Below are 11594 nucleotides of genomic sequence, written 5' to 3'. Positions count from 1 at the left end.
GCCGTGGAGATAGTCATCCTCCCCGGCCCGGAGGACGTCGCGCGCGAGGCGGCCCGGCGGGTGGCCGGGGTGGTGCGCCGGCGCCCGGGCGCCGTCCTGGGCCTGGCCACCGGCTCCTCGCCGCTGGGCCTCTACGCCGAGCTCGCCCGGCAGGTCGCCGACGGCGCGCTCGACGTCACCGGGGTGAGCGGCTTCGCCCTCGACGAGTACGTCGGCATCCCGCTGGAGCACCCGCAGAGCTACGCGTCGGTCATCCGGCGCACCGTCACCGAGCCGCTCGGCCTCGACCCGCGCCGGGTGCACGTGCCCGACGGGCGGGCGCCCGACCTCGCCGCGGCCGCGGACGCCTACGAGCGCGCCATCCGCGCCGCCGGGGGGATCGACCTGCAGATCCTCGGCATCGGCGCCAACGGGCACCTCGGCTTCAACGAGCCGACGTCCTCGCTCGCGTCCCGCACGCGGGTCAAGACCCTCGCCCCGCGGACCCGCGCGGACAACGCGCGGTTCTTCGCCGGCTCCGAGGAGGTTCCGCTGCACTGCCTGACCCAGGGCCTCGGGACGATCCTGGAGGCCCGGGAGCTGCTCCTCGTGGCGCAGGGGGAGGCCAAGGCCGACGCCGTCGCCGCGGCGGTGGAGGGCCCCCTGGCCGCGATCTGCCCGGCCTCGGTCCTGCAGCTGCACCCGCGCGCCGCGATGGTCCTCGACGAGGCGGCGGCATGCCGGCTGCGGCTGGCCGACTACTACCGGCACACGCACGCCCACGCGCACGAGCCGTACCGTTCCCGCCCCTAGGGGAGCGGGGGCTCAGACCGGCCGGCCGCCGGCCCACACGGCCTGCACCGACCAGTCCTCGTCGAGCACCACCGCGTCGGCAGCGTAGCCGGGCGCCAGGCGCCCGATGCGCGAGTCCAGGCCCAGGGCGCGCGCCGGGATCAGCGTCAGCGCGGTCACCGCCGCGACCGGGTCGACCCCCACCACCTGCACGGCCAGCCGCAGCGCCCGGTCCAGGGTGAGCGTGGACCCGGCGATGGTCCCCGTCCCCTCCAGGACGGCGCGGCCGTCGCGCACCACGACGTCGGCGCGGCCCAGGCGGTAGCGCCCGTCGCCCGCGGCCGCGGCGGCCATGGCGTCGGACACCAGCGCCACCCGCCCCGGCGCCGCCGAGAGGAGCAGCCCCGCGACCACCGGGTGCACGTGCTGCCCATCCAGCACCAGTTCCAGGGTGATCCGGGAGTCGGCGAGCGCCGCGCCCACCGGCCCGGGGGCGCGGTGGCCCAGCCCCGGCATGGCGTTGAAGGCGTGGGTGAGCACGCGGGCGCCGGCGTCGAACGCGCGGGCGGTGAGCTCCATGCCGGCCTCGGTGTGCCCGACGGCCACCGTCACGCCGGCCGCGGTGAACTGGCCGATCGCCGCCAGCGCCCCGGGCAGCTCCGGGGCGATCGTGACCTGCCTGAGGCGGCCCCGGGCGGCGGCCAGCAGTCGGTCGACCGCCGCGGGCGCGGGCGGCCGGAGGTGCGCGGGCTCGTGTGCTCCGCAGCGGGCCGCCGACAGGAACGGCCCCTCCAGGTGCGCGCCCAGCACGCGGGGGTCGGCCTCGGCGAGGTCGGCCACGGCGGCCAGGGAGGCGGCGAGCTCCTCCAGCGGCGCGGCGACCAGGCTGACCAGGGAGCGGGTGGTGCCGTGGCCGCGGTGGGCCGCGAGCGCCGCGCGCATCCCCTCGATGCCCTCCTCGGCGGCGTGCCCGCCGCCGCCGTGCACGTGCAGGTCGACGAAGCCGGGCACGAGCCAGGCGCCGGCCAGATCCACGCTGCGCCCGGCCCGCGGGGCGTCCCCGCTGCCGACGGCGGCGATCGTGTCCCCGTCGAGCAGCACCCAGCCGCCGTCCCGCCGTCCACCGGCGTCGACCACCCGCCCGCCGTGCAGCAGGGTGGTTCCCCCCGGTCCGGTCACCGGCCCACCAGGGCCTCGGCGGCGGCCCGGGTGCAGGCCCGTGACGCCCCGAGGGTCGCGAGCGCCGGCCCGGGCACGAGCGCGAGGTCGTCGGGCATGCCGAGCGCGACGGTGACGGCGTCCGGGCGCAGCTCGGTCAGCCGGCGCAGCCAGCGCTCCTGCCACGCGCTGCGGTAGGCGTCCCGCACGGCGACCACCAGCGGCCGGCCGGCCGCCGAGGCCGCGACGGCCTCGGGGTCCGGGTCGCCGGACTCCACGGTGACGGCACGGTCGAGGGAGCCCAGCTCGCGCAGCGGGTCGGCCAGGCTCCAGCGTGCGTCGCCGACCGCCATGTTGGCAGCGGAGCGCAGCTCGACCACCACCGCCGGGCCCGGCAGCGGCCGCAGGTCCCGGGCCTGCCGCGCCGCGCGGGCGGCGCGCAGGCCGAGGTCGCCGGGATCCCCGTTCGGCGGCACCGGGGCCGCGGGCCCGGTGCGCAGCGCGGCCACCCGGGCCGCCGCCTCGTGCAGCCGGGCCTCGGGCAGGCTGCCGTCCCGCACGTGCTCGGCGACCGTCGCCCGGATGGCGGCGCAGTGCTCCTCGCCGTCCTCGGCCCCGACCAGCAGCAGGTCCGCGCCGGCGGCGAGCGACAGCGCGGCGGCCCGCGGGATGCCGTGCGCGGCCCGGACCCCGGCCATGTCCAGCGCGTCGGTGACCACCACGCCCGCGAATCCCAGCTCGGTGCGCAGCAGGTCGACCAGCAGCCGCCGGCTGAGCGTGGCGGGGACGTCGTCCAGCGCGGGGAAGAGCACGTGCGAGGTCATGACCAGCGCCACCCCCGCCTCGATCGCCGCGGCGAACGGCGGCAGCTCCCGCCGGCGGAACGTGTCCTCGTCGACGTCCACCGTCGGCAGGCCCAGGTGGGAGTCGACCGTGGTGGCGCCGTGCCCGGGGAAGTGCTTGGCGGTGGCCGCGACGCCGGTGGACTGCAGTCCGCGCACGTACGCGGCGCCGTGGCGGGCGACCCGGAGCGGATCGGCGCCGAAGGACCGGACACCGATGACCGGGTTGCGCGGGTCGCTGTTCACGTCCACCGAGGGGGCGAAGTCGACGTCGACGCCGGCCCGGCGCAGGTCCGCGCCGATGGCCGCGGCGACGGTGGCGGTGACCTCCTCGTCGTCGAGCGTCCCCAGGGCGAGGTTGCCCGGGTAGCTGCTGCCGACGCCGTACTCGAGACGGGTGACGTCGCCACCCTCCTCGTCCACGGCCACGAGGGCGTCCGGCCGGGCCCGGTGCAGCGCACCGGAGAGCGCGGCGACCTGGCCGGGGCCGCCGGAGACCAGGTTCTGCCCGTACAGGCAGACCCCGGCCAACCCCTCGTCGAGGGCGGCGCGGACCCAGTCGGGAACGGTCGCGCCGGCGAATCCGGGCATCAGGCAGGAATTCACCAGCCGGTCGAGTTCTGACATGTCTCCCATTCCGCCCGGATCGGTCCGCGACGCCTCCGAGAATGCGTCGGACGGCGCCCGGTGATCTTCGCACAGAATTCTCTGGGCGCGATGCCCGTCGGCGTCAGGAATGGAGCCGCAGGATCGTGGCCCGGCCGGTCCGCCATTCTTCGTCGAATGCGCGGAGCAGGCCCCGGTGCGGCATGTCCGGCCGGGCTGGACGGCCGGGCGCCGGCGGCGGGATACTGCCGTATGACCGAGAACCGCTACGCCGTGCCCCTCGAGGTCCTGGAGGCCGGCGTCCGCGTCGACGCGGGCGACCAGGTGAGCGAGCAGCCGACGGCGGAGATCCCGCCGGCCGGGCAGGTCGGCCCCGGGCCGTGGACCGGCAGCGGGGCCGGTGACGCCGACGGGGACTGACCGGCCGCCGGGCGGTCAGCGGCGGGGGAGCTCCCGCTGGTCCCGCCGGGCCCAGCCGATCGCCGCGGTGCCGACGAACAGGACGACGCCGATCACGGTGAGCCAGAACAGGCCCTCGATGACGGCGCCGATGATGCTCACGACCAGCCACACCGCGAGCAGCAGTCCGAGGAAGCGGAGCATCTCGGCCCTCCCAGGGTCGATCGGGGACGAGACCCCACCCTAGGCCCTGTTGGCCTCCGATCGGCCGGCCGCGGTGCCCCGCGCCAGGTGGAGGTGGGGTCGGCGCCTCCCGAGGCGGTCGGCGAGGATGGCGGCATGGCCTACACCGCAGCTGGGGACCGCTACGACTCGATGACCTACCGGCGCACCGGCCGCAGCGGCCTGGACCTCCCGGCGATCAGCCTCGGGCTGTGGCACAACTTCGGGGACGACGTCCCCTTCGAGCGGCAGCGGGACATCCTCCGCCGGGCCTTCGACCTCGGCATCACCCACTTCGACCTGGCCAACAACTACGGCCCGCCCTACGGGTCGGCCGAGACCAACTTCGGCCGGCACCTGGCCGACGACTTCCGGCCCTACCGCGACGAGCTGGTGATCAGCACCAAGGCCGGCTGGGACATGTGGCCCGGCCCGTACGGGCAGGGCGGCGGGTCGCGGAAGTACGTGCTGGCCAGCCTGGACCAGTCGCTGCGCCGGATGGGCCTCCAGTACGTCGACGTCTTCTACTCCCACCGGCCCGACCCCACGACGCCGCTGGAGGAGACGATGGGGGCGCTGGACACCGCCGTCCGGTCGGGGAAGGCGCTCTACGCGGGCATCTCCTCGTACTCCCCGGCCGACACCGCGAAGGCCGCGGCGATCCTCGCCGATCTGGGGACGCCGCTGCTGATCCACCAGCCGTCGTACTCGATGCTCAACCGCTGGGTCGAGAACGAGGGGCTGCTCGACACCCTGGCCGACGTCGGCGCCGGCTGCATCGCCTTCTCCCCGCTGGCCCAGGGGATGCTCACCGACAAGTACCTGGACGGCGTCCCGGAGGGCTCGCGGGCCAGCCAGGGCAAGTCGCTGTCGACCGACCTGCTCACCGAGCAGGCGCTGGGGCACATCCGGGCGCTGAACGACATGGCCGGCCGGCGGGGGCAGAGCCTCGCGCAGATGGCGCTGGCCTGGGCGCTGCGCGACGAGCGGATGACGACGGTGCTCATCGGCGCCAGCAGCGTCCGCCAGCTGGAGCAGAACGTCGGCGCGCTGGCGAACCTGGCGTTCACCGACGAGGAGCTGGCCGCCATCGACCAGCACGCCGTCGACAGCGGGATCGACCTGTGGGAGGGCGCCCGCACCGCCTGACCCCGGGCCTGTGGACAACGCCTCCGCCGCACCGCTGATCTTCCTAGGGTGCTGGCGTGAACGATGGTCTGGAGGTCGAGACGTCCGTCCTGCACGACGCCGGGCGGGCGCTGGTGGTGGTGTACCAGGAGTTCGAGGGGGCGCGGGACACCGCTGACGTGGGCAGCGACGTGATCGCGCACGCCCGGCTCCGGGACCGGCTGGCGGAGTTCGCCACCAGCTGGGACGGCCGGCGGATCGAGATGGCCGGCATGATCGAGGGGCTCGGGAAGGCCGCGGAGGACGCCGCCGACGTCTACGAGCGGATCGAGACCGAGCTGGTCGCGGTGCTGGCGGGGGAGAAGTGAGCCGCCCCCGCGCCTGGTCCCCGCTCCGCACGGACGACCCGGTCGGAGGGAACCCGGACGCGGTGGCGCGGCTGGCCCAGCGCTACTCCGACACCGCCGAGGCGATCACCACGGCGGTCACCGCGCTGCGGGCCATCCACGACAGCGCCACCGTCTGGAACTCCGAGGCCGGCCGGGCGTTCCGCGAGCGCACCAGCGAGGTCGCCGGCACCATCGAGCAGGCCCACGCGCGGTACGCCGCCACGGCGGACGCGCTGGCCACCTACGCCGGCGCGCTCGCCGACGTCCAGGCCGACGCCGAGGCCGTGCTCGCCCGCGCCCGGCACGCGCAGTCCGACCGGATCGCCGCGGACACCGGCCGCACCCGCAACGCCGAGCAGGCCGAGCCCGATCCGGTCACCGACAGCCGGCTGGCCGACGACTCCGCGGCCGCGACGGCGCGGATCAGGGCGGCGGACGAGGAGCTCGCCGGGATCGAGGCCAGGTGGGATGCCGTGGGCAGCACGGCGGCCGCGGCCATCGAGGACATCAACAGCGGTGACCCGCTCGAGGACAGCGCCTGGGACGACTTCCTCGATCTCGTGAGCACGGTGACGGAGTGGGCCGGGAAGCTGTCGGCGGTCCTCGGGGTCATCGCCGCTTACCTCGGCGCCATCCCGGGGCTGCAGGCGTTCGCGGCGGCGTTCGCCGGTGCCGCGCTCATCGCCGGGGTGGTCTCGCTCGCCGGCAACTCCCTGCTCGCGGTCAACGGGCGGGCCACCCTGTCCGCCGTCCTCTGGGACGTGGTGGGCGTGCTCACGTTCGGTGCCGGCCGGGCGTTCGCGCTGGCCGGCCGGTCGGTGCTCACCGGCACCCGCGGGCTGGCCCGCCCGTCCTACATCCGGCACCTGCGGAGCGACGGGCTCAGCCGATCGGCTGCCCGGGAGACCGTGCGGCGGCAGGGCGTCCCGGCCGGCGGCTCGGCCGCCGGTGCACTCGCCGGCCGGGCACGCAACACCACCGGCTGGGTGCCCACCCGAGGCGAGTGGGCCGAGGCCTACCGGCCGTCCGGCCTCTTCCGCGACGTGCCGACCGGTCCGGCTCCGGTGATCCCGCCGCAGACCCTGGCGGCCCCCGAGGTCGCTGCCGGGCTCCGCCGCGCGGAGCACGCCCAGCGGGGTGCCGACGTCAGCAGCTTCATCGGGACCGTCGGGGACGGCAGGACCCTCGACGAGTGGTACACCGAGTCGGAGCCGCGGTTCGTCGTGGGGCGCGACCGGTGACGGCGGCCTCGATCTCCCCGCCCCGGGACTTCACCTTCGCCGTGCCCGCCGACTGGGTCCGGATCCGGGTGGTCGACGACGCCGAACGGGCGGCGGACGTGCGGCGCATCGCCCGGGCGGTCACCCGTGGCCGTCCCGACCGGGACAGCCTTCTGCCGAAGGTCGCCCGGATGCTGCAGGAGGCGGCGGGCGCCCGGAGCGACAGCTGGACCGTGGAGGTCTACCTCTCGCTGTTCCAGGAGGGGGCGCCGCCGATCGCGTGCGCCCTGGCGGTGGGGGTCGTCCCGCCGCAGGCGGTGCCGGCCGGGGGCGTCCTCGACGCCGCCTTCCTCGCCGCGGCGGGGCCCGGCGGGTCCGCCGAGGTGGTCGAGCTGGCGGCGGGGCCGGTGCCGCGCATCCGCCGGCGCACGACCGCGCCGGCCCCCGGCGGCGGCGTGGTCGGGACCGAGGTGGTGCAGTACCAGCACGCGGTGCCCGGTGGGGGCTGCGTGCTGCTCAGCTTCTCCACCCCGCAGCTCCTGCTGCTGGAGCCCCTGACCGCGCTGTTCGACGCCGTGGCCGGGTCCTTCCGGTGGCTGCCGTGACCGCGCCCATCCGGGACTGGCGGTACGACGTCGAGCTGCCCGACGGCGGCTGGGTCTGGCTGCCCGGAGCGGGGGAGACGGTGGCCGGATGGGCGGGCGAGGTCTGCGCCGCCCTGCAGGTCGGCGGGGCGGCCGCCGTCGCGCTCGCGGACCATCTGCGCACCTTCGCAACCCGGCTGCGGGAGCAGGCCCCGGACCTGGGCGCGCTGTGGCTCCCCGATCCGACGGCCGGTGTCCTGGCCACGCTGCGCATCGACCGGTACAAGCTGAGCCGGTCCCTGGAAGAGCTCGCCGGCGACGAGCGGGGCGCCGCCCAGCGCGGGCTGGCGCCGCCTGAGGTCGACCTCGTGGCGCTGCCCGCCGGCCCGGCGCTCCGGGTCCGACGGGTGGCGCGGGAGCGGCGGGCCTCCCACGGCGATCTGCTCGTCGAGAGCGTGCGCCACCTGGTCGCCCCACCCGGGGTGGTGGATGCCGACGGTGATCCGACCGCGGTCGAGCTGCTCGTGGCGTGGACCTACCTGGCCGAGGGTGACGAGTTCGCCGACATGGCCGACTCCGCCGCGGGGCTGCTGGCGGTCACCACCGGGTGACGTGGGACGGGTCCCGGCAACCCCACCGGGGTCCACGCCGGACGCCGGATCGGCATGGCGGCACTGGCGAGAGCTGGCTGTCTGCATGACGTCGAGGCCGGCCCGGTGCTACGTGTCGACGCCGGCCAAGCCGCGCGGCAGGCTGGCCCGGAACCCGATCGGCGAACGGCGAGAGGACGGGCACATGGCCGCGGCGCGCTACGAGTACAAGGTCGAGGAGATCCGCGAGGGGCTGATCGGCGGCAAGATGTCCGGCGGCAAGCTGGAGAAGGTGCTGAACGACCACGCCCGGAAGGGCTGGCAGCTCAAGGCCATCACCTCGGTCGAGGTCAAGGGCCGGATCGGCCCGGGCGGCGTCGACGGCGTGCTGGTCACCTTCGAGCGGCCGGTGGCGTGACGCTGCAGTTCCTCAGCGGCGACGAGTGGCTCGCCGACCACCGGCACTTCGTCCCGCCGGACCAGGCGCTGGACTTCTTCGACGTCTCGAGTCCCCAACCGGTCCAGCACATGTTCGGCCGGTGGCGCGGCAGCGAGCTGCCCACCGGGTCGCCGCTGGACGGGCTGCTGGAGGCCTCCGGCTGGTGGGGCAAGGAGTTCCTCGATGCCGAGACGGTGCACCCGCTGCTGTTCGAGACGGCGTCCGGGCCTCGGCCGGTGAACCCCGCCCTCCTCCCGGTGGGCGTGCTCCGCCGCGCGCCCCGGCTGGCCGGTTCCCGCGCGGCCCTGGCCGCGTTCGCCGCCGTCCGGCCGCTGCTGGCCACCTCGCGGCCGCAGGCCCGGCTGCGGATGATCGAGCACCGCGGCGTCACGACGGCTGCGATGGTCTACGACCGGCTGCCGATCATCGACGTCTTCCGGCGGGTCAGCAGTCGCACCGTGCTCGGCCTGATGGACCTGCGCGGCCTGCCCGACCCGTTCTTCTTCGTGCTCAGGCGGGAGCGCTGACGCCGAGCTCGGCCAGGAGGCCGCGGATGCGCTGTTCGATCTCGTCGCGGATCGGCCGCACCGAGTCCACGCCCTTGCCGGCCGGGTCCTCCAGCGCCCAGTCCAGGTAGCGCTTGCCGGGGAAGACGGGGCAGGCGTCGCCGCACCCCATGGTGATCACCACGTCGGAGGCCTCGACCGCGTCGGTGGTGAGCACCTTCGGGCGCTGGTCGGAGATGTCGATGCCGACCTCCGCCATCGCCTGCACCGCGGCCGGGTTGACCTGGTCGCCGGGCAGCGAGCCGGCCGAGCGCACCTCGACCGCCTCGCCGGCCAGGTGGCGCAGCCACCCGGCCGCCATCTGCGAGCGGCCGGCGTTGTGCACGCAGACGAACAGGACGGAGGCGGTCATCGGGGGCTCCGGGAGGTCGCAGGGACGGTGGGATCACCCGGGAACCAGCGGCGGGCGGCCCACAGTGAGACGTAGACCAGCGCCACCAGGACCGGGACCTCGATCAGCGGGCCGACGACGCCGGCGAGCGCCTGCCCGCTGGTGACGCCGAACGTGCCGATCGCGACGGCGATGGCCAGTTCGAAGTTGTTGCCGGCGGCGGTGAACGCCAGCGTCGCCGTCTTCGCGTACCCGAGCCGCAGCCGCATGCCGAGCAGGAACGACCCGCCGAACATCAGGACGAAGTAGGCCAGCAGCGGGAGCGCGATGCGGGCGACGTCCCAGGGGGTGGAGGTGATCGCGTCGCCCTGCAGCGCGAAGAGCATGACGATGGTGAAGAGCAGGCCGTAGAGGGCCACCGGGCCGATGCGCGGCAGGAACCGCTGCTCGTACCAGGCCCGGCCCTTCTGCCGCTCGCCGATCGTGCGGGTCAGGAAGCCGGCCAGCAGCGGGATGCCGAGGAAGACCAGCACCGAGACGACGATCGCCCAGAAGCTGAACTCCGCCGACGTCGTGGACAGGCCGAGCCAGCCGGGCAGCACCTGCAGGTAGAACCAGCCCAGGGCGGCGAAGGCGACGATCTGGAACACCGAGTTGATCGCGACCAGCACCGCGCCGGCCTCGCGGTCGCCGCAGGACAGGTCGTTCCAGATGAGCACCATCGCGATGCAGCGGGCCAGGCCCACGATGATCAGGCCGGTGCGGTACTCGGGCAGGTCGGGGAGCAGCAGCCAGGCCAGCGCGAACATCAGCGCCGGGCCGACCAGCCAGTTGAGCACCAGGCTCGCGCCGAGGAGTCTCCGGTCGCCGGTGACCCGGTCGAGCTCGGAGTACCGGACCTTGGCCAGCACCGGGTACATCATCAGCAGCAGCCCGATCGCGATCGGCAGGCTGACGTCGCCCACCTCCACCGCCGAGAGCGCGTCGTCCAGGCCGGGCACCCAGCGGCCGAGCGCCAGCCCGAGCGCCATCGCCGCGACGATCCAGACCGGCAGGAAGCGGTCGAGCGTGGAGAGCTTCTGCAGGACCGGGGCGTCCGCCGGGACGTCGGTGCGCGCGGTCTCCCGGACGGCGTCGCTCACGAGTCCTCCTCGCTGGCGCTTGGCGGCCGCGTTCGCGGCGCTGCTCTGCCCATGGGTGAGCTCGCAAGCTCGCTCACGCCGGCACCGCCGTCTCGAAGAGGCCGGCGACGGCGCGCAGCGCGGCCGGGCGGACGGCGTAGTACACCCACACACCGCGCTTCTTCCGGTCCAGCAGGCCGGCCGAGTGCAGCACCTTGAGGTGGTGGCTGATCGTCGCCTGGGTGAGCTCGAAGGCGTCGTTGAGATCGCAGACGCAGGCCTCGCCGCTCGCGCTGGAGGCGATGAGGCTGACCAGCCGCAGGCGGACCGGGTCGGCCAGCGCCTTGAGGAGCGGGGCCACCTGCTCGGCCTGTTCGGCGGACATCGCCGTACCGGACAGCGGGGTGCAGCAGGCCAGGCCGGGCTCGCTCACGGGTTCTCCTCGGGAATCGGACGTCGACGACCATCGTAACGATGTCCATCATATTGACAAGCGTCGATATGACGAGTTCATTCTGCGGCAGTCATCGACGAGCGTCGATGTCCCGATCACCGGAGGAACCATGTCCCGTGTGCAGCTCGCTCTCCGCGTCGCCGACCTCGAGGCGGCCGTCGGCTTCTACTCCCGGCTCTTCGACACCGCCCCGGCGAAGCGGCGACCGGGCTACGCCAACTTCGCCATCGCCGAGCCGCCGCTGAAGCTGGTGCTGCTCGAGGGGGAGCCGGGCGAGGCGACCCGGATGGACCACCTGGGGGTCGAGGTCCCGTCGCAGGAGGAGGTCGCCGCCGCGACGGACCGCCTGGCCGACGCCGGGCTGGCCACGCGGGTGGAGGACAACACGACCTGCTGCTACGCCGTCCAGGACAAGGTCTGGGTCACCGGCCCGGGCGGCGAGCCGTGGGAGGTCTACACGGTCACGGCCGACGCCCGCCCGGACCTGGAGGGGCAGACCGCCGCCGAGCTGTCCCAGGTCGCCGGCGACGGCGCCTGCTGCCGGCCCGAGGGATCGGACACCGACGCCCGCCTCGCCGCCTCCTGCTGCTGAGGCCTGTGGCGGCTTCCCGGGGCGTCCTGGCTCACCTCCGCGGGTCCTGGCTCAGCACCGGTGGTGAGCCAGGACCCCTGGTGATCAGTGACTGTGAGGCTGGCCGGGTCAGTCCTTCGGTGATGGGCTGATGGCTGGCAGCGGTGGGCGTGACCCGTCATGTGACTGGCTTCGTGCCTTCA

General features: G+C 75.0%; 16 protein-coding genes. 10 read left to right on the top strand and 6 right to left on the bottom strand.

The window, feature by feature from the left end:
• Positions 1 to 3: 3 nt before the first annotated feature.
• Positions 4 to 792, top strand: a complete 789-nt coding sequence (gene nagB / locus BD833_RS19375) for a glucosamine-6-phosphate deaminase (RefSeq protein WP_166534801.1) — start codon at positions 4 to 6, stop codon at positions 790 to 792.
• 12 nt (positions 793 to 804) lie between these two features.
• Here the strand turns inward: nagB and nagA are convergent, their stop codons facing one another.
• Positions 805 to 1950, bottom strand: coding sequence for an N-acetylglucosamine-6-phosphate deacetylase (nagA, locus tag BD833_RS19370; RefSeq protein ID WP_166534800.1), 1146 nt, complete (start codon positions 1948 to 1950; stop codon positions 805 to 807).
• Complete coding sequence (locus tag BD833_RS19365; protein ID WP_243737815.1) at positions 1947 to 3398, bottom strand: glycoside hydrolase family 3 protein; 1452 nt, start codon at positions 3396 to 3398, stop codon at positions 1947 to 1949. Before BD833_RS19365 ends, nagA begins: the two co-directional genes overlap by 4 nt.
• 231 nt (positions 3399 to 3629) lie before the next feature.
• On the opposite strand from BD833_RS19365, the gene BD833_RS19360 reads away from it, so the two are divergent.
• Entirely contained in the window at positions 3630 to 3797 is a 168-nt protein-coding gene (locus tag BD833_RS19360; protein WP_166534798.1) for a hypothetical protein, read from the top strand.
• Positions 3798 to 3812: 15 nt separating this feature from the next.
• On the opposite strand, the gene BD833_RS19355 is transcribed toward BD833_RS19360, so the two are convergent.
• On the bottom strand, positions 3813 to 3980 hold the full coding sequence (locus tag BD833_RS19355) for a hypothetical protein (RefSeq protein ID WP_166534797.1): 168 nt from the start codon (positions 3978 to 3980) through the stop codon (positions 3813 to 3815).
• Positions 3981 to 4115: 135 nt separating this feature from the next.
• On the opposite strand from BD833_RS19355, the gene mgrA reads away from it, so the two are divergent.
• The 7 genes from mgrA (at position 4116) to BD833_RS19320 (ending at position 8875) form a co-directional block, all read left to right on the top strand.
• Positions 4116 to 5147, top strand: coding sequence for an L-glyceraldehyde 3-phosphate reductase (mgrA, locus tag BD833_RS19350; protein WP_166534796.1), 1032 nt, complete (start codon positions 4116 to 4118; stop codon positions 5145 to 5147).
• A 56-nt stretch (positions 5148 to 5203) separates the two neighbouring features.
• Positions 5204 to 5494 (top strand): hypothetical protein, encoded by a 291-nt coding sequence (locus BD833_RS19345; RefSeq protein WP_166534795.1) that lies wholly within the window; start codon positions 5204 to 5206, stop codon positions 5492 to 5494.
• Positions 5491 to 6756, top strand: coding sequence for a WXG100 family type VII secretion target (locus BD833_RS19340; protein ID WP_166534794.1), 1266 nt, complete (start codon positions 5491 to 5493; stop codon positions 6754 to 6756). The genes BD833_RS19345 and BD833_RS19340 overlap by 4 nt, the downstream gene beginning before the upstream one ends.
• Positions 6753 to 7340 (top strand): hypothetical protein, encoded by a 588-nt coding sequence (locus BD833_RS19335; protein ID WP_166534793.1) that lies wholly within the window; start codon positions 6753 to 6755, stop codon positions 7338 to 7340. Before BD833_RS19340 ends, BD833_RS19335 begins: the two co-directional genes overlap by 4 nt.
• On the top strand, positions 7337 to 7930 hold the full coding sequence (locus tag BD833_RS19330; RefSeq protein WP_166534792.1) for a hypothetical protein: 594 nt from the start codon (positions 7337 to 7339) through the stop codon (positions 7928 to 7930). Before BD833_RS19335 ends, BD833_RS19330 begins: the two co-directional genes overlap by 4 nt.
• An 85-nt stretch (positions 7931 to 8015) precedes the next feature.
• Positions 8016 to 8327: a DUF4177 domain-containing protein gene (locus BD833_RS19325; protein ID WP_243737814.1), complete on the top strand. Its 312-nt coding sequence runs from the start codon at positions 8016 to 8018 to the stop codon at positions 8325 to 8327.
• Positions 8324 to 8875 (top strand): DUF4334 domain-containing protein, encoded by a 552-nt coding sequence (locus BD833_RS19320; RefSeq protein ID WP_166534791.1) that lies wholly within the window; start codon positions 8324 to 8326, stop codon positions 8873 to 8875. The genes BD833_RS19325 and BD833_RS19320 overlap by 4 nt, the downstream gene beginning before the upstream one ends.
• Here the strand turns inward: BD833_RS19320 and BD833_RS19315 are convergent.
• The 3 genes from BD833_RS19315 to BD833_RS19305 form a co-directional block, all read right to left on the bottom strand.
• Positions 8859 to 9266 (bottom strand): arsenate reductase ArsC, encoded by a 408-nt coding sequence (locus BD833_RS19315; protein WP_166534790.1) that lies wholly within the window; start codon positions 9264 to 9266, stop codon positions 8859 to 8861. The two genes, BD833_RS19320 and BD833_RS19315, sit on opposite strands and share 17 nt — an antisense overlap.
• The gene (gene arsB / locus BD833_RS19310; protein WP_279536037.1) at positions 9263 to 10387 is read right to left on the bottom strand and encodes an ACR3 family arsenite efflux transporter; all 1125 of its coding nucleotides are present in this window, start codon (positions 10385 to 10387) and stop codon (positions 9263 to 9265) included. The genes BD833_RS19315 and arsB overlap by 4 nt, the downstream gene beginning before the upstream one ends.
• A gap of 73 nt (positions 10388 to 10460) precedes the next feature.
• A complete protein-coding gene (locus BD833_RS19305; protein WP_166534789.1) occupies positions 10461 to 10799 on the bottom strand; it encodes an ArsR/SmtB family transcription factor in 339 nt (112 codons plus the stop codon).
• Between the two features lie 130 nt (positions 10800 to 10929).
• Between BD833_RS19305 and BD833_RS19300 the strand changes: the two genes are divergently transcribed.
• The gene (locus tag BD833_RS19300) at positions 10930 to 11412 is read left to right on the top strand and encodes an ArsI/CadI family heavy metal resistance metalloenzyme (protein WP_166534788.1); all 483 of its coding nucleotides are present in this window, start codon (positions 10930 to 10932) and stop codon (positions 11410 to 11412) included.
• The last annotated feature ends 182 nt before the right edge of the window (positions 11413 to 11594 follow it).

Source organism: Blastococcus xanthinilyticus, assembly GCF_008124835.1.
Lineage (GTDB): Bacteria > Actinomycetota > Actinomycetes > Mycobacteriales > Geodermatophilaceae > Blastococcus > Blastococcus xanthinilyticus.
Note: the sequence above shows the minus strand (reverse complement) of the source record. Positions and strands in the feature narration are given on the sequence as shown.